Here is a 22190-nt window from a genome sequence, read left to right as displayed (position 1 = left end):
ACTCGCTACGACAAGACCACCGAGTCCTACCAGGCCGCCGTCACCCTCGCCTCGCTCCTGATGTGGGCGTGACATTTGAAGACATCTCCTAGCGGCGGCGGCCGCCCCGGCGGCGAGAAGCCTTCTCACGTGCGGCCGGACTCGATGAACGGCTCCACCAGCGACCCGCACCTCACCGGACGCCCCACGGGCGACCGGCCCTGTGAGAACGACCCGGTCGACGTCGCCAGCGGCGAGCTGCTGCAGACGGAGACCGATCTCGACCTGCCCGGCGTTCTGCCGTTGCGGATCTCCCGTACGCACCTTTCCTCGTACCGGTACGGACAGTTCTTCGGCCCGTCATGGGCCTCTGCGCTGGACGAACGTCTGGAGGTGACGGAGGACGGGGTCGTCTGGGCCCGTGAGGACGGTTCCTTGCTGCGGTATGAGTCCCTGCCGCCGGCGGGCAGTGACGAGGCGGTCCACCCCGTCACCGGGGCACGGCTGCCGCTCGCCCATGCCGGCACCGGGGCGCTCGGCGGGACCACGTACGAGATCACCGACCTGCGCACCGGCATCGTCCGCGTCTTCGCCGACTCCCCCTCCCGGTCGGGCTGGTTCTGGCTGCAGTACATCGGTGACCGGAACGGCAACGAGATCGTCCTCTCCCGCCTGGAGGACGGCACCCCGACGACGGTGCACCACAGCGGTGGCTACGTCGTGCGTATCCACACCGAGGCCGGCCGCGTCTCCTGCCTCGCCCTGGACACCTCCGACGGACCGGCCGAGATCAAGTCCTACCGTTACGACGACGACGGCGCCGGAAACATCACCCACGTGGTCAACTCTTCAGGCAATGCCCTGGAGTTCGGGTACGACGACTTCGGTCGGATGACCTCGTGGACGGACCGGAACGGCTCGACGTTCCGGTACGAGTACGACCAGTGGCACCGCGTCGTGCGGACGATCGGTCCGGACGGCGTCCTCTCCAGCCGCTTCTCCTACGACCCTGCCCGGCGCACCACCCGGTACACCAACTCCCAGGGTGCCGTCACCGTCTACCAGTTCAACGCCCGGCACCAGGTGATCGCCGAGACCGATCCGCTCGGGAACACGGTCAGGCGTGAGTGGGACGAGCACGGCAACCTCCTCGCCGAGACGGACCCGCTGGGCCACACCACTCATTACGCGTACGACGACGCCCAGAACCTCACCGCAGTTCACCGGCCTGACGGCACCACGGTCCGCGCCGTGTACAACGGCCTGAACCTGCCCGTGGAGATCACGACGCCGGACGGCTCAGTCTGGCGGCAGGCCTTCGACGAGGGGGGCAACCTCACCGAACACACCGCGCCGGACAGCACCGTCACACGGTACGGGTACGACCTCACCGGCGCGGTCGCCGAGGTCATCGCCCCGGACGGCTCCAGGTCGGGCTACGCGAACAACGGGGCCGGCCTGCCGACCTCGTACACCGACCCGCTCGGCCACACCGCGCACGTTGAGCGCGACGCCTTCGGCCGTCCTGTCGCACTGACCGACCCCCTCGGAGCGCGTACGCACCTGGAGTGGACCCGTGAGGGCAAGATCGCCACCCGTACCGGCGCGGACGGCGCCCGGGAGACGTGGGAGTGGGACGGGGAGGGCAACCTCCACCTGCACACGGATGAGCTTGGCGGCGTTTCGGCGTACACGTACACGCACTTCGACAAACTCGTCTCCCGTACCACTCCCGACGGCGCCACCTACCGCTTCACCTACGACACCGAGCTGCGCCTCACCCAGGTCACCGATCCGGCCGGCCTGACCTGGGACTACACCTTCAACGAAGCGGGCCGCCTCACCGCCGAGTCCGACTTCGACAACCGGACCTCCACTTACGGTCACGATGCGGCGGGGCGGCTCGCCACCCGTCTCACCCCCACCGGCGAGAGCGTTACCTACGAGCGCGACGCCTTGGGCCGCATCACAGCCAAGGAGGCTGCCGGACACATCACCCGCTACCGGCACGACGCCCAGGGCCGCCTCCTTGAGGCCGTCACCGCCACTTCCCGCGTCGCCTACGAACGCGACGTTCGCGGCCGGGTGCTGGCGGAGACGGTCGACGGCCGCACCGTCCGCTACACGTACGACGCGCTGGGCCGCCGCACCTCCCGCACCACGCCGACCGGTGCCGTCACCCACTACGCATACGATGCCGCAGGCCGCACCACCGGCGTCGACATCGACAGCCACGCCCTCGTCTTCACCCACGACGCCGCGGGCCGCGAGACCACCCGCACCTTCGGCACCCCCGACGCTCCGGTTTCGGTGACCTCGGTGTGGGACATGTCGGGCCGCCTCACCGCCCGCGCCGCCGCCGCTCCCGGCCGCACCCTCATCTCCCGCACCTACCGCTACCGGCCGGACGGCCACCTCACCGCCGTCACCGACGAACGCCTCGGTGTCGGCCGCGAGTTCACCCTCGACCCGATCGGCCGCCCGCTCGGCGTCAGCGCCGAGAACTGGATCGAGCGATACAGCTACGATCTCGCGGGAAACCAGACCGAGGCCGCTTGGCCCGACCAGGCCGGCCACGACGAGGCCCGCGGCCCCCGCACCTACGCCGGGACCCGCCTGGAGTTCGCCGGCCACGTCCGCTACGAGTACGACGCCGCAGGACGCATCACACTCCGCCAGAAGAAGCGCCTGTCGGCCAAGCCCGACTCGTGGCGCTACGCATGGGACGCCGAGGACCGCCTCACGGCCTGCATCACCCCCGACGGCACCCGCTGGACCTACACCTATGACGCCCTCGGGCGCCGCGCCGCCAAGACCCGCCTCACCGCCGACGGGCAATCACCGGCCGAGACAGTGGCGTTCACCTGGGACGGCACCCGCCTCGCCGAGGAGCATTCCAGCACCACCGGCATCACCACCACCTGGGACCACAAGGGACACACCCCTCTTGCCCAGTACGAACGCAAGCACCTCTCCCAGGACGAAGTCGACGCCCGCTTCTTCGCCATCGCCACCGACCTCACCGGTATGCCGACGGAGCTCATCAGCGAGGACGGCGACCTCGCGTGGCAAGCCCGCGCCACCACCTGGGGCTCCACCGCCTGGAACCGCAACGCCACCGCGTACACGCCCCTGCGCTACCCCGGGCAGTACGCCGACCGCGAGACGGAGCTGCACTACAACTTCTTCCGGCACTACGACCCGGACACCGGGCGGTACGCCAGCCCGGATCCGCTCGGGCTCGGACCGGCTGCCAATCCGATCAGCTATGTGCTGAACCCCGCACGTTGGCGGGACCCCCTTGGTTTGTTCGGCTGCGAAGACGATGAGGAATTCTCAAGCCACCACGAACCAGCGCGTGATCTTTCCCGGTACACTGAAGGACAGAGTACTCGCGATCCGAGTTCGCAGTGGTATCACGAATACCTGAGTAACGATGAGCTTGTGGCGTCATTCAACAATGCTGGACCAGGGGATGGATTCCTTGTTTCGCCCGGGGGGCAAGTACTCGGTGGGCATCATCGATGGGATGAGCTCATGACCAGGGTGGGCGATGGCCGTATCGATCCCGAAACTCCCATCCGTGTCGATGTTCTTGGCGGGGAGTAGCACCTATGTCACTCGTCCGGTCTTCAGATCCTGATTTCCGCGTGTGCCAGGTCCGTTTCGCGGATCTGCTCGAACTGCAGTTGCGGGCAGAGCGGGAAGGGTGGGCAACGCGGTGGTCCTCCGAGGAGTCACTCCGTGGGCAGGTGAAGGAGGCTGCCGTATTTCTCTGCACCATCTTGCGGGAGGAGCGAAATGGTGAAGTGCGCTCCTATCGGTGCCTGGTGCTTTTCCCGGCGGCAAAGGGTGACGCCGCAGGAGGTGTGACCACGATTGACATCGCCCCGGAGGTGCTCGCGTCAATGGAAAGGATCGATCGAGATCCGCAGACGCGAAAGGCGCTTGCGAGAATTTTCTCCCTCGCCTCGGGCGGTATCTCCATGGCCTCGAAAGACTGATGTCATCCGGTCGCGACCGGATCAAGGGGAGCTGCGGATGCGAGCTCGCGGGCCCTTCACGGAGGTCCGCTCCGTGAAGGGCCCGCGGCTGCAGCTGGATGACGTTCCGTGAGCTGCGCGTGGCAGTGATCGCCGACTGCTGGATACCCGCTGGATCGGACGCTACGACGGGACGTACCCCGCCGGTCACTGCGGTGCCGTCGACATGTCGGTTCAACGTGTAGCGGGTGACCTGACGCCACGCGGCTGACCCAACGTCACCCCGCTGATCCAGCACGCCTACACAGCTGATCCCGCACACCCCCACCGCACAGAGGCCCGGCCCGTCAGGGTCGGGCCTCTGGTTTTTGGGCCTCCGGCTTTCTCAGGGTGGCCGCGGCGACCTGATCCAGCCGAGGGAGCGCTCGACGGCGCGCTTCCAGTCCTCGTACTCCGCCTCCCGGCGCTCGGGGGCCATGTCCGGCAGCCACTGGGCGGCGCGGTGCCAGTTGCGGCGGAGGACTTCCAGGTCGGGCCAGTAGCCGGCGGCGAGGCCGGCGGCGTAGGCGGCGCCCAGGGAGACCGTTTCGACGGCCATGGGGCGCACCACGGGTACGTCGAGCACGTCGGCCAGGAACTGCATGAGCAGGTTGTCCGACGTCATCCCGCCGTCCACCTTGAGCACCTTCAGGGCGAGCGAGGAGTCGGCGTTCATGGCGTCGACCACCTCCCGGGTCTGCCAGCCGGTGGCCTCCAGCACGGCCCGGGCCAGGTGGCCCTTGGTGATGTACGAGGTGAGGCCGACGATGACCCCGCGGGCGTCGCTGCGCCAGTGCGGTGCGTACAGGCCGGAGAACGCCGGGACGATGTAGCAGCCGCCGTTGTTCTCGACGGTGCGGGCGAGCGTCTCGATCTCGGGGGCGGTGCTGATCAGCCCCAGCCGGTCGCGGAACCACTGGACCAGCGCGCCCGTGACGGCGATCGGGCCTTCGAGCGCGTAGACCGCGGGCTGGTCCTCGACCTTGTAGGCGACGGTGGTGAGCAGGCCGTGCCGGGACCGTACGAGGTCGGTGCCGGTGTTGAGCAGCAGGAAGCTGCCGGTTCCGTAGGTGCACTTCGCCTCGCCGGGGGCGAAGCAGGTCTGCCCGAACAGCGCCGCCTGCTGGTCACCGAGGGCCGCGGTGATGGGGACGCCCGGGATGACGGCACGGGCGGCCCCGTAGCTCTCGGCCGAGGCGCGGATCTCCGGGAGCATCGGCCGGGGGATCCCGAAGAACTCCAGCAGCTCCTCGTCCCAGTCGAGGGTGCTGATGTTCATGAGCATGGTGCGGCTGGCGTTGGTGACGTCGGTGAGGTGCACGCCGCCGGCCGGCCCACCGGTGAGGTTCCAGATCAGCCAGCTCTCCATCGTGCCGAACAGCACCTCGCCGTCCTCGGCGCGCTGCCGCAACCCGTCGACGTGGTCGAACAGCCAGCGGATCCGGGGCGCGGAGAAGTACGTGGAAGGGGCCAGGCAGCAGCGTCGGAGGAAGAACTCGTCGCCGGGCCGGCTCCTGAGGTCCTCGACCAGTGGAGTCGTACGGGTGTCCTGCCAGACGATCGCCCTGCCCAGCGGGGTGCCCGTACGCGGGTCCCACAGCACGGTCGTCTCGCGCTGGTTGGCGATCCCGACGGCGGCGACCTCGTCCGGGCTGACATCCGCATGGGAGAGCGCCTGCGGCACCACGCGCTGCAGGGTGTGCCAGATCTCGACGGCGTCGTGCTCGACCCACCCGGGCCGGGGGAAGTACTGCTGGTGCTCCCGCTGGGCGACCGACACCAGCCGCCCCTGGTGGTCGAACAGGATGCATCGGGTGGAGGTGGTGCCCTGGTCGATGGACATCACATACCGCTTAACCATGATCAACCCTCCGTTGCGGGGCGCGAGAGCGGTGGCTCACCAGCGGGCGGCTCCCAGGTCTCGGGAGATCGCCCGGGCGGCGTGGCGTACCTGGGTGACCAGGGCCGGCTGCGGGACCCCTTTGGCGTCGCAGATCCGCTCGACCGTGCCGGAGACGCCGATGGCGCCCACCACGAGACCGCCGTGGCCCCGGACCGGCGCGGCGATACCGGCCTCACCCGTGATCATCTCCTGCACCTCGGCCGCCCACCCGAGCTCGCGGACCTCGGTGAGCGCCCGGGTGAGGTGCTCGCGGTCGGCCAGGGTGTGCCGGGTATACGCCTCCAGCCCGGCCTCCACGGCCGGCTCCAGCGGCACACTGCCGAAGGCCAGCAGCACCTTGCCGAGCGAGGAGGCGTGCAGCGGCAGCAGCGCGCCCACGTCCAGGGTCTGGAGGGTGTCGTCGGGGCGGAAGACGTGGTGGACGATGAGCACCTTGCCCTCCAGGGGAGCGCCCAGCCGGACCGCCTCCCCGCTGCGGGCGGCCAGGGCGTCGGCCCAGTTGATGGAGCGGGAGCGCAGCTCGTTCACGTCGAGGTAGCTGGTGCCCAGGTGCAGCAGCGCGGCCCCGAGCTGGTACTTCCCGGTCGCCGGGTCCTGCTCGACGAAGTCGATGTTCTGCAGGGTGCGCAGAATGCCGTGGGTGGTGCCCTTCGCCAGCGCGAGCGACGCGGCCACCTCACCCAGCCCGAGCCGACGGGGCCCACTGGCGAGCAGACGCAGGATTGCCGCCGCCCGTTCGATCGACTGGACCGGGCCGGCCATGAGGCAATCCTAGTCCCGCGCTCGTAGTCCCGCGGTCGGCATCTGCCGGAAGCGACGGCCCTTCGCGGGCAGCGTTCGGTAATGCCGACCGCCGTTCATTGACCGCCCCCACCGTCCCTCATAGCGTCCCTTCAAAGCCCGGCATCCAGCCGGTAGGGGGCCTCGGAGGAGGCGGCATGACGGCACAGCTCGAAGAGGTGGTCGGGGAGGCGGTCGAACACGTCTGCCCGCTGCCCCACATCCCCGAAGCCGTCTCGGTCGTACGCCGGCGGGTGCGTACGGTCCTGGCCGGCTGGAACCTGACCCCGGGCCTCGTCGAGGACGCGCTCCTCGTGGTCTCGGAACTCGTCACCAACGCGGTCGTCCACGCCCGGCCGCCGGCCGTGCTGCGGCTGTCGCGGGCCGTCGACGGGCGCAACGCCCTGCGCGTCGAGGTCACCGACACCGGGCCCGTCACGGCGGACGGGCAGCCGGCCGCCGAGCGCTGCGCGGACGAGCACGGCCGCGGGCTCGGCATCGTCACCGCCCTGGCGGCCGAATCCGGCACGCGGGTCCACGCCGGCGGCACCACCCGGTGGGCGGAACTCCGCGCCGCGTGAGTCGTGAAGCGCCGTCGCACATCCGGAATGCCGTCGCACACCAGGAATGCCGTCGCACACCAGGAGTGACAACGGCGGCCGTCGGCGCGCGGGCGATGATCCATTCTCTCCCGGAAAGGGGGGCGGGCGCATCGACTCCGCGGATGATCTTGAACGCGTTCGGCGGCCCTAGCGTGGACGCATGACACGAAGCGCGCGGAACGCGGGCCGGGACCTGATGTGCGAGGCCGGCGACGGGGTGGAGCTGGCGGTGCGGGACCACGGTGGGGCAGGGACGGCGGTGCTGTTGTTGCACGGGGCCGGGCGGACGCTCATGGACTGGGAGCGGGTGGCGCCCCTGCTGGCCGCCGGGCACCGGGTGCTGGCGATGGACCTGCGCGGCCACGGGCGGTCGGGGGACGGGGCGGTGCCGTGGACGTTCGAGGTGGCCGTTGAGGACGTACGGGCGGTGCTGACCGCGTGCGGGACACCGCGGGCCGTGGTGGTCGGGCACTCCCTGGGCGGGATGGTGGCCGTACGGTGCCTGGAGGCTCTGGCGGACGCCGTGCCCGCGGCGGTGAACCTCGACGGGCACGGGATGGGACGGCCCGAGCAGTATGTGGGGCTGGATCCGGCGTGGGTGCGGGAACGGCTCGCCGAGGCACGGAAGTTCGCCGAGGAGGCGGGCGGACGGCCCTTCGAAGCAGCGGCGTTGGCCGGCGTGATCGGCTACCAGACCGGCATGGCCGCCGAGTTGGGGATTCCCGCCGACGTGATGGAGGCGGGGGTGCGGCGGTCGCTGGCGGAGACCGGGGACGGGCGGCTCTTCCTGCGGCCCGGGCGGCAGCAGGCCCGGGAGCTGCAGGAGGCGATGGCCGGGATCGACCTGTTCGGGCGCTACCGGAACGTCTCCCGGCCGCTGCTGATCGCCCGGGCGCTGCGCCCCAACCCGCCGGTGCCGGGCGTGCCGTCGTGGTTCGACGACCTGATGGCGGCCTATACGGAGGGCCTGCGGCGCGACCTGGCGGAGCTGGCCCGGACCCGGCCGTACGTGACCGTCACCGGAGTGGACGCCACCCACGCGATGGTGCTGGAACGGCCCGCGGAGATCGCGGAGCTGGTGGCCACGTTCGCGGCGGGCGCGGTGAACGGGGGCTGCGGCGTACGGGCGTACGGGGGCGGGACGCGGTGAGCAGAGGTGCGGCGCGGTGAACGGCGGCGGCCCGCGGGGAACAGAGGTGCGGCGCGGTGAACGGCGGCGGCCCGCGGGGAACAGAGGTGCGGGGACCCGGAGTTGGGCGCGGTGAACGGCGGTGCGGGGACCAGGAGTTGGGCGCGGTGAATGGGGTTGCCGGGGGCGGGGACTTGGGGTTCCTGGCCGTACGGGGGGCCTAGCGCGGGAACAGCTCGAACAGGGTGGCCGGGCGGCCGCGGTGACGTTCCCCGCCGGTGCGGAGGGCCTGCTCGATGAAGGCGCGGGCGTAGGACTGCGCGTCCTGCCCGTGGCCGCGCAGGCCGTTGATGTACGTACTGTGCGCCGCCAGGGAGGCCACCGCGCGGTCGATGCCGGGGCCGACCTCGGCGGCGTGCGTGGGGTACGGCGAGGCGGCCACCGCCACCCAGCGGACACCGTTCCAGGGGGCGAGGCCGAGCGTGTCGGCGAGCTCCGGGAAGATCCAGCGGTTGCCGGCGTCGCCCGCCGCGTCCAGGACCGCCCGGCCGACCGCCCGGTGGTCCGGCGTGTTCCAGTGGCCCCCGGTCCATGTGTCGTGGTGGTTGAGGGTGATCAGGAGCTCCGGGCGGTGGCGGCGGACGGCCGCTGCGAGGTCGCGGCGCAGCGCCGGCCCGCCCTCGATCGTGCCGTCCCGGTGGTGGTCGAGGAATTCCACGGTGTGGACGCCGACGAGCGCGGCGCCGGCCCGCTGCTCGGCCTCGCGCACCCGGGCGCATTCGTCGGGGGCCAGCCCGTCGATACCGGCCTCGCCACGGGTGACCAGGAGGTAGCTCACCTCCCGCCCGGCGGTGGTCCATTCGGCGATGGCCGCCGCGGCGCCGTATTCGAGGTCGTCGGGGTGGGCGGCGACGGCGAGGGCCCGTTGCCAGTCCTTGGGCATGGGGGAGAGGGGGGACTCGGCGGGCATGGGCGCCTTCCTTCCTACTCCGGGTGGTCGTTCCTGATCCGGGGTCGGTTTCCGTTCCGAAGTGGTCGCTTCCGTTCCGGGGCTGTCCGGCACGGTCGCCGTTCGGTCGATTTTCGGTCGCTTTTCCGGGCCGTCGTCCGGGCTGTCTTCCGGACGTTCCGTCGGGTCCGCCCGCCGGCGGGGCTGCCGTCGGGCCGTTCCGTTCGTCGTGGTCGTCGTCGTGGCAGTCGTCGGGCCCCTGTGATGGGGGCGTGTGGACGATCGTGACATGACGAGGTGGCGCGTGCGGGGTGTGACGCCGGAGGTGGGCGAGGCGGAAGATGCGGAACGCCGGTGCGGGCCCGCACGGTCCCCAGGTGGCTGAGCTGGGTTTCATCACAACAGGTGAATATCTGGCCCGAGGTTGCGGTCGACCACGCGCGGTTGCCACGCTGTTGCTGACTGTCAAGCTGTTGGGAGGGGCATGTGCCTTTCGGTGAGCAGCCCGCGTACCTCCGCGTCGCCGGCGACCTGCGCCAGAAGATCGTCGACGGGGTGCTGCCGCCGCACACCCGCCTCCCCTCCCAGGCCCGGATCCGCGAGGAGTACGGCGTCTCGGACACCGTCGCCCTGGAGGCCCGCAAGGTCCTGATGGCGGAGGGGCTCGTCGAGGGCCGCTCGGGGTCGGGGACGTACGTGCGCGAGCAGCCCGTTCCGCGGCGCATCGCGCGGGTCGGGTTCCATGCGGCGGGTGGGTGTACGCCCTTCCGGCAGGAGCAGACGGACGAGCGGGTGCGCGGCACCTGGGAGTCCAGCAGCGAGCAGGAGGCGGCCAGTTCGGCGGTGGCCGGCCGGCTGCGGATCCCGCCGGGCGGCAGGGTCATGCGGACCCGCTACCTCTTCCGCGCGGAGGGCGAGCCGGCGATGCTCTCGACGTCCTGGGAGCCGCTGGACGTGACCGGCCGGACGCCGGTGATGCTGCCCGAGGCGGGCCCACTGGCCGGGCGCGGTGTCGTCGAGCGGATGGCGGCCATCGATGTGGTGGTGGACAACGTCATCGAGGAGGTCGGCGCGCGGGCCGCACTGGCCGAGGAGGCCATGGCGCTGGGCGGGGTTCCGGGCCATGCGGTGCTGGTGATCTCGCGGACGTACTTCGCGGGCGGCCGCCCGGTCGAGACGGCCGACATCGTCACGCTCGCGGACCGCTACCGGGTCGCGTACCACCTGCCGGTGAAGTAGGCGGCGGGGCGGGGCGGGGACGGGCGGGCGCTGGGTGGGGGTGGGCGGCCCTTGCTGGGGCCTCGCCGCACCCCGTAAGGGCGTTGGCGTCGTAAGGCTACTGACCCCGGCCCGTAGAGCCGCTGTCCCGTAGAGCCGCGCCGCTGGTACCGGCCCGTAGAGCCGCTTTCCCCTAGGGAGGGGTCGAACGGATCCCGTAGGGGTTGCGCGCGCCCCCTGTGGGCCGACAACGGCGCACGGGACGGCGGTATTCCCGCGTGAAGCGGCGGAATTCCCGCGTGACGCCCCCGGGCCGTGACGCCCCCGGGCCGTGACGCCCCCGGGCCGTGACGCCCCCGGGCCGTGACGCCCCCGGGCCGTGCCGCCCCCGGGCCGTGCCGCCCCCGGGCCGTGACGCCCCGGGCCGTGACGCCCCGGGGCCCGCCTCGTGCGAGATCCGCAGTTACTTTCGGCCTCAAGTCAGCTGTCCGTTTCATCCGCATATGCACGTAAACGTTGGCCGGATCTTGGTGTTGGAAAACTCACAGAGCCTCAGCTGGGCGGGAGTTTTGGCCGAGAGCGGGAAGCCGATCTTCGGATTCGCTCTTACGATGGCGAAGTTTGTGCACGGCACGGGGGAAGACCAGGAGACCAGCACGTGAGCACGACGAAAAACCCGGGTGCGGAGCAGGGTTCGCATTCGCATTACCGTCGGTCCCTCGGGACCATCGCCCTGACCGCCACTGGTCTCGGGTCCATCATCGGCTCCGGCTGGCTCTTCGGGGCCGAGCGGGCCGCCGCCATCGCGGGGCCGGCCGCGATCATCGCCTGGATCATCGGCGCGCTGGTCGCACTCACCATCGCCCTGACCTACTCCGAGCTCGGCGCGATGTTCCCGAAGGCCGGCGGCATGGTCCGTTACGGCCAGTACTCGCACGGCTCACTCGCCGGCTACCTCGCCGCGTGGGCGAACTGGATCGCCATCGTTTCGGTCATCCCCGGCGAAGCCACCGCCTCCGTCCAGTACATGAGCTCGTGGGACTTCGGCTGGGCGCAGGCGCTCTACGACGGCAAGGAGCTGACCGGCACCGGCGTCGGGCTCGCCAGCATCCTGCTGATCTTCTACTTCTTCCTCAACTGGTTCGCGATCTCGCTGTTCGCGAAGACCAACACCGCGATCACGGTCTTCAAGGTCGTCGTCCCGGTGCTGACCGCCAGCGCCCTGATGCTGGCGCACTTCGACACCAGCAACATCGCGCACCACGGCGGCTTCACCCCCAACGGCTGGAGCTCGGTCTTCACCGCCGTCGCGGTCTCCGGCATCGTCTGGGCGTACAACGGCTTCCAGTCCCCGCTGAACCTCGCCGCCGAGGCCCGCAACCCCGGCAAGTCGCTGCCCAAGGCCGTGGTCTCGTCGATCATCATCGCCCTGGTCATCTACGTGGCGCTGCAGGTCGCGTTCCTGATGGCGGTCCCCGGCGACAAGCTGGGCGCCAACGGCGGCTGGGCCGGCCTCGGCTTCAACTCGCCGCTCGCCGACCTGGCCGTGGCCTGGGGCCTGAACTGGCTCGCGCTGCTGCTCTACGCGGACGCCTTCGTCTCGCCGTCCGGCACCGGCATGATCTACGCCGCCACCACCTCGCGCATGATCCAGGGCGTGCAGGAGAACGGCCACCTGCCCGGCGTCTTCGGCAAGGTGGACAAGAAGACCGGTGTGCCCCGCCCGGCGCTGCTGCTCAACCTCGTGATCGCGTTCCTCTTCCTCGCGGTCTTCCGTGGCTGGGGCTCGCTGGCCGAGATCGTCTCGGTCGCCACGGTCATCTCGTACATCACCGGCCCGGTCGCCGTGATGTCGCTGCGCCGGCTGTCGCCGGACCTCAAGCGCCCGGTCAAGCTGCGCGCCATGCCGGTCATCGCGCCGATCGCGATGATCTTCGGCTCGCTGGTCCTCTACTGGGGCCGCTGGCCGCTCACCGGCAAGGTCATCCTGATCATGGCCGTCGGCCTGCCCGTCTGGGCCTGGTACGAGATCGGCAAGCCGCTCACCCAGGGCCGCAAGCCGTGGGCCGCGCTGGTCCCGCACCTGAAGGCCGGCGCCTGGATGGTGGCGTACCTGCTGGTCATGGCTGCCGTGTCGTACCTCGGCGGCAAGGACTTCGGCGGTAAGGGCTACCTGCCCGAGGGCTGGGACATCCTCCTGGTCGCCGTGATCGCGCTCGCCTTCTACTACTGGGGCGTCCGCAGCTCCTGGCGCAACCCGTCCCTGGCGACGGTCGAGGGCGAGCTCGCCGCCGAGGCCGAGAGCCGTGCGGCGGACGAGACGGGAGAGGCCGAGGAGGCCAAGGCGTCCGCGCGGGCGTAACCCGGACTTCCGTCCTCGGGGCGGCCGATGCCCGGTCGCCCCCTCACCACCACACCTGCCCGAGTCCTTCGGGCCCCACCGGCCACTCGCGGCCGCCCCGGTACGCCGGGCCCGCGGGTGGCCGGTTCGGTATCTCTTTGTGTAATTCCATATCCGCTGAGTAAAGGTCGGGCGTACGCTCGGGCATATGCGGATTGCGATTTCGGCATCAGCACACGAGGGGCGCGCCACGGCGCGCTGTCCGGCGGACGGAGGGGCGCAATGACCGACAACGGAGCCGTGCTGCCCTGGCTCGTCATCCGCCAGGACGAAGGCGGCAACCGGTATCGCGTGGGCCGTTATGCCACCCGAGCGGAGGCGGAGCGGGTGGCCGAACGGCTCGATACCCGGGGCAGCCGGCGGCTCTACGTGGTCGAGAAGGCCGATCGCGCGACGACCTGAGGGCCGCCGCGCAGAAGCGGGACGAGGGCGGGGGACGTAGGCTGCCGCGCATGACGACGGTGCGCGTAGTGGTGGGCGGAGCGGTGTGCGAAGGCGGGCGGCTGCTGGCCGCCCGGCGCAGCGCACCGCCCGCGCTGGCCGGCCGCTGGGAGCTGCCCGGCGGCAAGGTCGAGGACGGCGAGACGCCCGAGCGGGCGCTGGAGCGCGAGCTGCGCGAGGAGCTCGGCGTCGAGACCGAGATCGGGGACCGCATCCCGGGGGAGTGGGTGCTGCGGCCCGGCTATGTCCTCCAGGTGTGGACGGCGCGGCTGGTGTCCGGGGCGCCGCAGCCGCTGCAGGACCACGACGAGCTGCGCTGGCTGCGGCCCGGGGAGGAAGCGCAGGTCGACTGGCTGGACCAGGACCGGCCGGCGGTCGCCGAGGCGATGCGACGGCTGGCCGCCACGGCCGCCGGGGTACCGGGCGTCCGTCGCTGAACGGTCCGGGCCCGTGCCCGTGTACGCCGCTGAGCGCTGAAGCGGTCCGAGGCCGTGCTGTTACGCCGCTGAGCGCCGAGCGGTCCAGCCCCTGCTGTTACGCCGCTGAGCGGTCCCCTGGGGGCGCGCGGGCGTCCGTCCGCCGGCCGGCACGCCCGGCGCATCGTGGCCCCTCCGCCGCGCACGCCCGCCCGCCCACCAGGCATCCCTCGCGTCACCGCAGTCATATGCGCCATTTGTGCCACAGTGCACGATTGCGGGCGGTACTTCGCCCTCGATATCGGGTATGTCCTGATTGAGCCCTTGAATGCGGGTAATCCGACGGGGATGCCTCGGCTGGGATGTGATCGGCGTGAGCGACAGCGCAGCGGAAGGCGTCCCGGCACCCGGCCCCGGCCCCGCCCGCAAGCGCGGCAGGGCCACCGGTTCACCGATCGCCGAATGGAGCTTCCCGGCCGATCCGGGCGCCGTACGCACCGCCCGCACCGCCGTCCGCCGGGTGCTCAACGACTGGGGTCTGAACGGTGCCGCCGACATGGCCGTACTCCTCGTCAGCGAGCTCGTCACCAACTCCCTGCGCCATGCCACCGGACCGATCGGGGTGCGCATGGTCCTGCTGAGCGCCGGCGAGCTGCTGGTCGAGGTCTCCGATCCGCTGCCCGACCCGCCGCAGGAGCGCACCGCCGCCCCCGACGACGAGGGGGGACGCGGATTGCAACTGGTCGCCTGCAGTTCGCGGCGCTGGGGGACCCGTCGCGGAAAGAGTGGCAAGACAGTGTGGTTCGAGCTGTCGGTGGCTGGTTAGGAGACAGGTGGGGTCCTGATCGTTGCCATTTCATCGACATTCCGTCGATGGCCTGCGATCGAGACTGTGCTGTGATCGTGAAGACCGTGTTCCGGATAGCCGAGGTGCTGGATACTCAGGTTGGTCCGGTCCGGGCACGATGAGCTGGAGGGGACGGGGCTCGTGAGCGAGATGACATCTGGCGGGGCAGAACCCGCGCAGGCCGAGGGCCAGGGCGGTGCGGACGGCCCCGGCGGCCCAGGTGCCCGTTCGCACGCGCGCGAACCGCAGGGCCCGCCCGTCTGGCAGAGCAGCCGCCCAGGCTCGATCTACGACTACATCCGGGTGGCCTCCTTCTCCCTCGGACCCGACGGACGCATCGACCAGTGGAGCGAGCGCGCCGAGCAGATGCTCGGCATTCCCGCCCGCTACGCCCTCGGCAAGGACCCCGTAGCGGCCTTCGTACCCAGCGAGTTGCGGGAAACCGGCCGCCGCAAGGTCTCCGAGATCCTCGACGGCCGGGAGTGGACCGGCCTGGTGCCCTACCGCCGGAACGAGGACGGACCGGCCGACGGGCTCGCCGAGATCTACGTCATGCCCTCCCGCAACGAAGAGGGTGAACGCGCCGCGGTCTGCGTGGTCGTGGACGTCCGGGCCCTGCGCGGCATCGAGACCGACCTCGCCGCCTCGCAGGCCGTTTTCGGTCAATCTCCCATGGGCTTCACCCTGTTCGGCACGGACCTGAAGCTGCTGCGCGTCAACGAACGCTTCGCCACGGTCTTCGGCGGCCCGGCGAGCAAGTACCGCGGCTGCACCCCGCACGACTTCCTGCCCCGCCCCGAGGCCGAGCGGATGACCGTCGCACTGCGCCGCGTCCTGGACACCGGCGAACCGGTCACCGAAATGCAGTTGGTCGGCGCGGTGCCCGGCGAGGACGAGCGCCGTCGCTGGTCGATCTCGCTCTACCGGCTGCACGGCGCCAGCGGCCGCCCCATCGGCGTCGCCGCGCTCGCCGCCGACGTCACCGGCCGGCGCCGGGCCGAGCGCGAGGCCGCCAACGCCCGCCGCAACCTCGCCCTGCTGAACGAGGCCGGCGCCCGGATAGGCAACTCCCTCGACCTGGAGACCACCGCCCGCACCCTCCTCGACGTCGCCGTCCCCCAGTTCTGCGACCTGGCCTCCGTGGACCTCTACCAGGGCCTGCTGTCCGGCGACGAGGCCCCGCCCGGCACCAGCGACGGCAGCGCCGAGCTCCGCCGGGTCGCCTTCGCCAGCGCCGTCTCCGACGCCCCGCTCGCCGGGGCCCCCTGCTGCGAGCCGCCGGACGCACCCGGCCCGGTCGCGGTCGGCGCCGTCCACCGCTACCCCTTCAACTCCCCCTGCGCCGGCGCCCTGCGGACCGCCCAGGCGCAGATCATCCCCGGCCGGGAGAGCGACGACGGACCCGAGCTGGGCGCCGTGGTGCACTCCACCCTCGCCGTCCCGATGGTCGCCCGGGACACCGTCGTCGGCCTGGTGCAGTTCTCCCGTACGAAGGGCAGCGAGCCGTTCGGCGAACGCGACACCGCACTCGCCGTCGAACTCGCCGCGCGCGCCGCGGTCTGCATCGACAACGCCCGCCTCTACCGCCGCGAACACGAACGCGCCCTGATATTGCAGCGCAGTCTGCTGCCGCCGGGCGACCCCGAGGCGGCCGGCCTCGACATCGCCTGCCGCTACCTGCCCGGCACCACCGCCACCGAGGTCGGCGGCGACTGGTTCGACGTCATCGAACTCCCCGGCCACCGCACCGCGTTGGTCGTCGGCGACGTCATGGGCCGCGGACTGCGCGCCGCCGTCGCCATGGGCGAACTGCGCACCGCCGTACGGACCCTGGCCCTGCTGGACCTGGAACCGGCCGAGGTGCTCTCCGCCCTCGACGAGATCGCCCGCGGGCTCGGCGGCAGCGGCGACGGCCGGACCAAGGGCCCGGGCCCGCGCGGCCGTTCGGGCACCGCCGGTTCCGCCGGTTCCGCCGCCTCCGCCGCGGAGTCGAGGCGCTCCGCCCGCACCGCCGACCTCTCCGAGGTCTACCTCGCCACCTGCGTCTACGCCGTCTACGACCCGGTCACCCGGCGCGCCACGTTCGCCAACGCCGGGCACCTGCCGCCCGTGCTCGTCGAGGAGGGCGAGGACGCGCTGCTGCTCGACGTACCGCCGGGGATGCCGCTGGGGGTGGGCGGCGAACCGTTCGAGGAGATCGAGGTGGAGCTGCCGGACGGGGCGCTGCTCGCGCTGTACACCGACGGACTGGTCGAGTCCCGCGAACACCCGCTGGACGAGGGGCTGCAGGCGTTCCGCCGGGCACTGTCGGGCGCCGACCGCCCGCTGGAGGACGCCTGCGACCACGTGCTCAGCGCCCTGGACACCTCGCACGGCGAGGACGACATCGCGCTGCTGATGGCGCGGGTGCACGGGCTGCCCAAGGACGCGGTGGGCGACTGGAGCCTCGCGCCGGAGGCCCGCTCGGTGGCCCGGGCCCGCGAACTGGCCCGCGACCAGCTGACGGACTGGGGCCTTGCGGGCCTGGTCGACACCACGGAACTGCTGGTCAGCGAGCTGGTCACCAATGCGCTCCGGCACGGCCACGGCGAGATCCGGCTGCGGCTGCTGCTGGACCGCACGCTGGTCTGCGAGGTCTGGGACGCCGACCTCGCCCAGCCGCGCCGCCGCCGTGCCCGCGACACCGACGAGGGCGGCCGCGGGCTGCAGCTCGTCGGCCTGCTGAGCGAGGGCTGGGGCAGCCGCCGTACGCCACGCGGCAAGACGGTCTGGTTCGAACTCGCCCTGCCCGACGGCGAGTCCACGGCACCCGACCCGACGGAAGCCCTGCTGAGCCTCTTCTGAGGGGCGTACGGCCCCCCGCGGGGGCTGGCCCGGGCCCGGGGCGGCGGCCGGTTGTCCACAGGCCGGGGCGGGCTCTGGGCGCCCGGCCTACCCTGGGTCGAACCGGGGGCCCATCGATCCCTTAGGGGACGCACCCTAGGGGACCGGCCCCGCACTCCCCTCGGGCCCACCCCCCTCGTGCCACCCGCCTCCGGCCCCGCGCCCCGCACCGCCCCCTCGCCCCTCCCCCGCACCGCCCCCTCACCCCGCCCCTCACCCCGCCCCGTTACGCCGCCCCCGTACGCGGGCCGCCGCGCGTTCCGCCTCGTGGACGACGTGGGTCGGGTCGACGTGGATCAGTCGGCCCCGGTGTTTGCGGAGGTGGCCGTCGACGAAGACCTCGCTGACGTTCGGCGGCTGGCCGTTGAGCACGATCTGGCTGGTCCAGTCGAAGCGCGGGGCGAAGTTGAGCGTGCCGGGGTCCAGGACGACGACATCGGCGCGCTTGCCCGGTGTCAGCGACCCGACCCGGTCCGCCAGGCCGATGCACTCCGCGCCGCCCAGCGTCGCCATCCGCAGCACCGCCGGGATCGTCGGGTGGACCGACGCGTCCTCGTGCCGGGCCCGCTGGAGGCCGACCGCCGCCTTCATCACGTTGAACATGTCCGAGGTGTCGTTGGTGCCGCCGTCGTGCCCCAGACCGGCCCGTACACCGTGCCGGTGCAGGGCCGGCAGCGGCATGATGCCGGACGCCAGCCGCATGTTGCTGAGCGGGCAGTGGGCGACCCGGACGTCGTGTGCGCCGGTCAGCGCGATCTCCTCGTCGGTGAGGTGGATCGCGTGGTTCATCAGCAGGTCCGGGCCGAACGCACCGGCCTCGCGCAGCGCGCGGATCGGGTCGTCCTTGCGGTCGTCGCGGTGTTCCAGGACATGGGAGTTGAGCATCACCCCCAGGTCCCGGGCGAGCTCGTGGAACTGCCGCAGCTCCTTGCGGGCGGACATCCCGGCGTGCACCGACACCTGCGCGGAGGCCAGCGGCAGCGGATCCAGGAGGTCCTTCTTGACCCGGGGGATGAGGTCGAGGTCGGCGGCGCCCTGGGTGGCGGCGTAGACGAACCGCAGACCGGCGTCGTCCAGCGCCCGGACGTAGCGCTCGCCGGTGTCGTACGGGATGGGGTGGACCCAGTCGACGAGCGTGGTGACGCCCGCCTGGAGGGCGTCGAGGGCGGCGAGGTGGACGAAGCGGTACATGTCCTGGGGGTCGATCTTCGGCAGGGTGGCACGGTTGCAGCCGGCCAGCCAGCCGTACAGGTCCTGGGTCGAGCAGCCGCCGCGGATGCTCGACTGCCACAGGTGGTTGTGCAGATCGACGAAGCCGGGCAGGACGAGCTTCCCGCCGGCGTCCATGATCCGGGCGCCGGCGGGCGCGTCGAGCCTCCGGCCGACCGCGGCGATCGTGCCGTCCTTGAGCAGGACGTCGACGCCGTTCTCCAGGGTGCCCAGCGGGCCGTCGCCGAGTGCCGGGTCCATGGTCAGGACGAGGTCGGCGCCGCGCAGCAGGGTGGTCCGTCTGCCGCCCGGCGCCTCGACCGGTCTTCCGGGACGCTCCCGGCCGCGCGCCGGTACCCCTGCCGCGGCCGCCAGCGGCACGCCCCCGATGCCGGCGAGGACCCGGCGCCGGCTCAGTTTCGGAAAATTCATTCCGTTTTTATACCGCGTTGACAAGAGCGCGTCGGGAGGTGAGATCAAGCCATTTGATGCCTCGTCAGTATGTGTCTACGTAGCGGCGGTTGGGCGGACATGTCGGCCTGTGGGGCAGGCGGGTCCGGCCGTGCGGCGGTCATTCGGTGCGGCGCCGGATCTTGTTCCCGAGCCACACCAGCGGGTCGTACTTCCGGTCCGCGGCGCGTTCCTTGAGCGGGATCAGCGCATTGTCGGTGATCTTGATGTGCTCGGGGCAGACCTCGGTGCAGCACTTGGTGATGTTGCAGTAACCCAGCCCGTGCTCGTCCTGCGCGGTCCGCTTGCGGTCGATGCCGGACTCCGGCGCCGCGTCCAGCGGATGCATGTCCAGCTCGGCGATCCGCATCAGGAACCGCGGACCGGCGAACGCCGCCTTGTTCTCCTCATGGTCACGGACCACATGGCAGGTGTCCTGGCACAGGAAGCACTCGATGCACTTGCGGAACTCCTGCGAGCGCCCCACGTCCTCCTGCTGCATGCGGTACTCGCCCGGGCCCAGCTCCGGCGGCGGCACGAACGCCGGGATCTCCCGGGCCTTGGCGTAGTTGAAGGACACATCGGTGACCAGGTCCCGCACCACCGGGAACGCCCGCATCGGCGTCACCGTGATCGTCTCCGTGCGCTCGAACACCGACATCCGGGTCATGCACATCAGCCGCGGCCGGCCGTTGATCTCCGCACTGCACGAACCGCACTTGCCCGCCTTGCAGTTCCAGCGGACCGCGAGGTCCGGGGCCTGGGTGGCCTGCAGCCGGTGGATGATGTCGAGCACCACCTCGCCCTCGTGCACCTCGACCGTGAAGTCCGCAAGCCCTCCGCCGTCCGTGTCGCCCCGCCACACCCGGAAGTGCGCCTGGTAGGCGCCGGACGCGCCCGGCTGCTCCGCCACGTGCTGCGCTGTCTGCTGCTCGGTCACCGGGTCAGCTCCTCGTCGGTCAGGTACTTCGCCAGCTCGTCCTTCTCGAACAGCTCCAGCAGGTCGCGGCGGATCGGCGGGGTCTCCCGCCGGGCCAGCCGGATCTGGCCCAGCGACGGGTCGGCGGCCCGGGCGTCGCCCTGCGGATCGGCCAGTTCACAGACGAGGTTGATGTTGCGCCAGCTCCGGTCCATCGCCGGGTGGTCGTCGCGGGTGTGCCCGCCGCGGCTCTCCTCGCGCTCCAGCGCCGCCCGCGCCACGCACTCGCTGACCAGCAGCATGTTCCGCAGGTCGATGGCCAGGTGCCAGCCCGGGTTGTACTGCCGGTGGCCCTCGACGCCGGCCCCCCGGGCCCGCACCCGCAGATCGGCCAGCCGCTTGAGCGCCTCGAACATCTCGCTCTCCTTGCGGATGATGCCGACCAGGTCGTTCATCGCCTGCTGGAGCTCCTGGTGCAGGGTGTACGGGTTCTCCGCCGGGCCGCGGTCGGCGGCTCCCGCCCGCTCCTCGCCCTCGGCGCTGAACGGACGGAGCGCCTCCGCCTCCGCGGCGTCGATCTGCAGCGGATCGGCCGCCGGCCGCGCGGTCAGCCCGGTCACGTACTCGGCCGCGTACAGACCCGCCCGGCGGCCGAAGACCAGCAGGTCGGAGAGGGAATTGCCGCCCAGGCGGTTGGAGCCGTGCATGCCGCCGGCCACCTCACCGGCGGCGAACAGCCCCGGTACGCCGGTGGCCGCCGCGGTGTCCGGGTCCACGTCCACGCCGCCCATCACGTAGTGGCAGGTCGGCCCGACCTCCATCGGCTCCGCCGTGATGTCGACGTCCGCCAGCTCCTTGAACTGGTGGTGCATCGACGGCAGCCGGCGCTTGATCACCTCGGCCGGCATCCGGGTCGAGACGTCCAGGAAGACCCCGCCGTGCGGGGAGCCGCGGCCCGCCTTGACCTCGGCGTTGATGGCCCGGGCGACCTCGTCGCGGGGCAGCAGCTCGGGTGGGCGGCGGTTGTGGTCCGGGTCCTCGTACCAGCGGTCGCCCTCGTCCTCGGTCTCGGCGTACTTCTCCTTGAAGACGTCCGGGATGTAGTCGAACATGAAGCGCTTGCCGTCGCTGTTGCGCAGCACCCCGCCGTCCCCGCGCACCGACTCGGTGACCAGGATGCCCTTGACCGACGGCGGCCAGACCATGCCGGTCGGGTGGAACTGCACGAACTCCATGTTGATCAGCGGGGCCCCGGCCAGCAGCGCCAGCGCGTGCCCGTCGCCGGTGTACTCCCAGGAGTTCGACGTCACCTTGAAGGACTTGCCGATGCCGCCGGTGGCCAGCACCACCGCGGGCGCCTCCAGCACGAAGAACCGGCCGGACTCCCGCTCGTAGCAGAACGTGCCGGACACCTTGCCGTCCGTCTTGAGGACCCGGGTGACCGTGCACTCCTGGAAGACCTTCAGCCGGGCGTCGTACGCGCCGAACTCCTTCTCGTCCGCCTGCTGCAGCGAGACGATCTTCTGCTGGAGGGTGCGGATCAGTTCCAGTCCGGTGCGGTCGCCGACGTGCGCCAGCCGCGGGTACTCATGGCCGCCGAAGTTGCGCTGGGAGATCCGGCCGTCCGGCGTCCGGTCGAACAGCGCGCCCCAGGTCTCCAGTTCCCAGACCCGGTCCGGCGCCTCCCGGGCGTGCAGCTCGGCCATCCGCCAGTGGTTGAGGAACTTCCCGCCGCGCATGGTGTCGCGGAAGTGGACCTGCCAGTTGTCGTGCTCGTTGGCGTTGCCCATGCTGGCCGCGATACCGCCCTCGGCCATCACCGTATGGGCCTTGCCGAACAGGGACTTGCAGATCACGGCCGTCCGCATGCCTGCCTCGCGGGCCTCGATGGCGGCGCGCAGTCCGGCGCCGCCCGCGCCCACCACGACCACGTCCCATGTCTGCCGGTCCACATGCGCCATCGGGAGGCACAACCTTCCTTGGAGAACTGTCGTAGGAACAGGAGTTGTTGAGGGGGAGAGGATTCAGGGGGAGGGGTACGG

At 71.5% G+C, this 22190-nt stretch carries 16 protein-coding genes; 10 read left to right on the top strand and 6 right to left on the bottom strand.

Annotated features, from left to right (window positions below; translation table 11 throughout):
• Nucleotides 1–129 precede the first annotated feature (129 nt).
• Together AB0E02_RS33875 and AB0E02_RS33870 are read left to right on the top strand one after the other, a co-directional pair.
• Complete coding sequence (locus AB0E02_RS33875; RefSeq protein WP_362146790.1) at nt 130–3588, top strand: DUF6531 domain-containing protein; 3459 nt, start codon at nt 130–132, stop codon at nt 3586–3588.
• 5 nt (nt 3589–3593) lie between these two features.
• Nucleotides 3594–3983 carry a hypothetical protein gene (locus AB0E02_RS33870; RefSeq protein WP_362146787.1) on the top strand — a complete coding sequence of 130 codons (390 nt, stop codon included), beginning with the start codon at nt 3594–3596 and terminating at the stop codon, nt 3981–3983.
• A 364-nt stretch (nt 3984–4347) separates the two neighbouring features.
• Here the strand turns inward: AB0E02_RS33870 and glpK are convergent, their stop codons facing one another.
• Nucleotides 4348–5862: a glycerol kinase GlpK gene (glpK, locus tag AB0E02_RS33865; protein WP_362146784.1), complete on the bottom strand. Its 1515-nt coding sequence runs from the start codon at nt 5860–5862 to the stop codon at nt 4348–4350.
• Nucleotides 5863–5898: 36 nt separating this feature from the next.
• Nucleotides 5899–6666 carry an IclR family transcriptional regulator gene (locus AB0E02_RS33860; protein ID WP_362146780.1) on the bottom strand — a complete coding sequence of 256 codons (768 nt, stop codon included), beginning with the start codon at nt 6664–6666 and terminating at the stop codon, nt 5899–5901.
• A 176-nt stretch (nt 6667–6842) separates the two neighbouring features.
• Here AB0E02_RS33860 and AB0E02_RS33855 point away from each other — a divergent pair, with 176 nt between their 5' ends.
• Both AB0E02_RS33855 and AB0E02_RS33850 read left to right on the top strand, forming a co-directional pair.
• On the top strand, nt 6843–7265 hold the full coding sequence (locus AB0E02_RS33855) for an ATP-binding protein (protein WP_362146777.1): 423 nt from the start codon (nt 6843–6845) through the stop codon (nt 7263–7265).
• 181 nt (nt 7266–7446) lie between these two features.
• Nucleotides 7447–8436, top strand: a complete 990-nt coding sequence (locus tag AB0E02_RS33850; RefSeq protein WP_362146774.1) for an alpha/beta hydrolase — start codon at nt 7447–7449, stop codon at nt 8434–8436.
• Nucleotides 8437–8635: 199 nt separating this feature from the next.
• Here the strand turns inward: AB0E02_RS33850 and AB0E02_RS33845 are convergent, their stop codons facing one another.
• Nucleotides 8636–9385: a PIG-L deacetylase family protein gene (locus AB0E02_RS33845; protein ID WP_362146771.1), complete on the bottom strand. Its 750-nt coding sequence runs from the start codon at nt 9383–9385 to the stop codon at nt 8636–8638.
• A 465-nt stretch (nt 9386–9850) separates the two neighbouring features.
• Between AB0E02_RS33845 and AB0E02_RS33840 the strand changes: the two genes are divergently transcribed.
• The 6 genes from AB0E02_RS33840 (at nt 9851) to AB0E02_RS33815 (ending at nt 17531) form a co-directional block, all read left to right on the top strand.
• Nucleotides 9851–10603, top strand: a complete 753-nt coding sequence (locus AB0E02_RS33840) for a GntR family transcriptional regulator (protein WP_362146768.1) — start codon at nt 9851–9853, stop codon at nt 10601–10603.
• Between the two features lie 637 nt (nt 10604–11240).
• On the top strand, nt 11241–12944 hold the full coding sequence (locus tag AB0E02_RS33835) for an APC family permease (protein ID WP_362146765.1): 1704 nt from the start codon (nt 11241–11243) through the stop codon (nt 12942–12944).
• Between the two features lie 261 nt (nt 12945–13205).
• Nucleotides 13206–13385 carry an SPOR domain-containing protein gene (locus AB0E02_RS33830; protein ID WP_030412215.1) on the top strand — a complete coding sequence of 60 codons (180 nt, stop codon included), beginning with the start codon at nt 13206–13208 and terminating at the stop codon, nt 13383–13385.
• Nucleotides 13386–13435: 50 nt separating this feature from the next.
• Nucleotides 13436–13861, top strand: a complete 426-nt coding sequence (locus AB0E02_RS33825; protein WP_362146762.1) for a (deoxy)nucleoside triphosphate pyrophosphohydrolase — start codon at nt 13436–13438, stop codon at nt 13859–13861.
• Nucleotides 13862–14204: 343 nt separating this feature from the next.
• Nucleotides 14205–14666 (top strand): ATP-binding protein, encoded by a 462-nt coding sequence (locus tag AB0E02_RS33820; RefSeq protein WP_362146799.1) that lies wholly within the window; start codon nt 14205–14207, stop codon nt 14664–14666.
• Between the two features lie 171 nt (nt 14667–14837).
• On the top strand, nt 14838–17531 hold the full coding sequence (locus AB0E02_RS33815) for a SpoIIE family protein phosphatase (protein WP_362146796.1): 2694 nt from the start codon (nt 14838–14840) through the stop codon (nt 17529–17531).
• Between the two features lie 252 nt (nt 17532–17783).
• Here AB0E02_RS33815 and AB0E02_RS33810 read toward each other — a convergent pair whose 3' ends face one another.
• The 3 genes from AB0E02_RS33810 to AB0E02_RS33800 form a co-directional block, all read right to left on the bottom strand.
• Nucleotides 17784–19211 (bottom strand): amidohydrolase family protein, encoded by a 1428-nt coding sequence (locus AB0E02_RS33810; protein ID WP_362146759.1) that lies wholly within the window; start codon nt 19209–19211, stop codon nt 17784–17786.
• A gap of 139 nt (nt 19212–19350) precedes the next feature.
• The gene (locus AB0E02_RS33805) at nt 19351–20142 is read right to left on the bottom strand and encodes a succinate dehydrogenase/fumarate reductase iron-sulfur subunit (protein WP_362146793.1); all 792 of its coding nucleotides are present in this window, start codon (nt 20140–20142) and stop codon (nt 19351–19353) included.
• Nucleotides 20143–20165: 23 nt separating this feature from the next.
• The gene (locus AB0E02_RS33800; RefSeq protein WP_362146756.1) at nt 20166–22109 is read right to left on the bottom strand and encodes a fumarate reductase/succinate dehydrogenase flavoprotein subunit; all 1944 of its coding nucleotides are present in this window, start codon (nt 22107–22109) and stop codon (nt 20166–20168) included.
• Nucleotides 22110–22190 lie beyond the last annotated feature (81 nt).

It is taken from the genome of Streptomyces sp. NPDC048196, from assembly GCF_040652715.1.
Taxonomy (GTDB): Bacteria; Actinomycetota; Actinomycetes; order Streptomycetales; family Streptomycetaceae; genus Streptomyces; species Streptomyces siderophoricus.
The sequence above is the reverse complement of the archived record's forward strand: the minus strand, read 5'-3'. Positions and strand labels throughout refer to the sequence as shown.

Bases quoted from the DNA above. Each gene is read 5' to 3' on its own strand.
- AB0E02_RS33815 (WP_362146796.1), top strand. From the start codon at position 14,838: ATGACATCTGGCGGGGCAGAACCCGCGCAGGCCGAGGGCCAGGGCGGT.
- AB0E02_RS33870 (WP_362146787.1), top strand. From the start codon at position 3,594: ATGTCACTCGTCCGGTCTTCAGATCCTGATTTCCGCGTGTGCCAGGTC.
- AB0E02_RS33825 (WP_362146762.1), top strand. From the start codon at position 13,436: ATGACGACGGTGCGCGTAGTGGTGGGCGGAGCGGTGTGCGAAGGCGGG.
- AB0E02_RS33860 (WP_362146780.1), bottom strand. From the start codon at position 6,666: ATGGCCGGCCCGGTCCAGTCGATCGAACGGGCGGCGGCAATCCTGCGT.
- AB0E02_RS33845 (WP_362146771.1), bottom strand. From the start codon at position 9,385: ATGCCCGCCGAGTCCCCCCTCTCCCCCATGCCCAAGGACTGGCAACGG.
- AB0E02_RS33855 (WP_362146777.1), top strand. From the start codon at position 6,843: ATGACGGCACAGCTCGAAGAGGTGGTCGGGGAGGCGGTCGAACACGTC.
- AB0E02_RS33810 (WP_362146759.1), bottom strand. From the start codon at position 19,211: ATGAATTTTCCGAAACTGAGCCGGCGCCGGGTCCTCGCCGGCATCGGG.
- glpK (WP_362146784.1), bottom strand. From the start codon at position 5,862: ATGGTTAAGCGGTATGTGATGTCCATCGACCAGGGCACCACCTCCACC.
- AB0E02_RS33800 (WP_362146756.1), bottom strand. From the start codon at position 22,109: ATGGCGCATGTGGACCGGCAGACATGGGACGTGGTCGTGGTGGGCGCG.
- AB0E02_RS33850 (WP_362146774.1), top strand. From the start codon at position 7,447: ATGACACGAAGCGCGCGGAACGCGGGCCGGGACCTGATGTGCGAGGCC.
- AB0E02_RS33830 (WP_030412215.1), top strand. From the start codon at position 13,206: ATGACCGACAACGGAGCCGTGCTGCCCTGGCTCGTCATCCGCCAGGAC.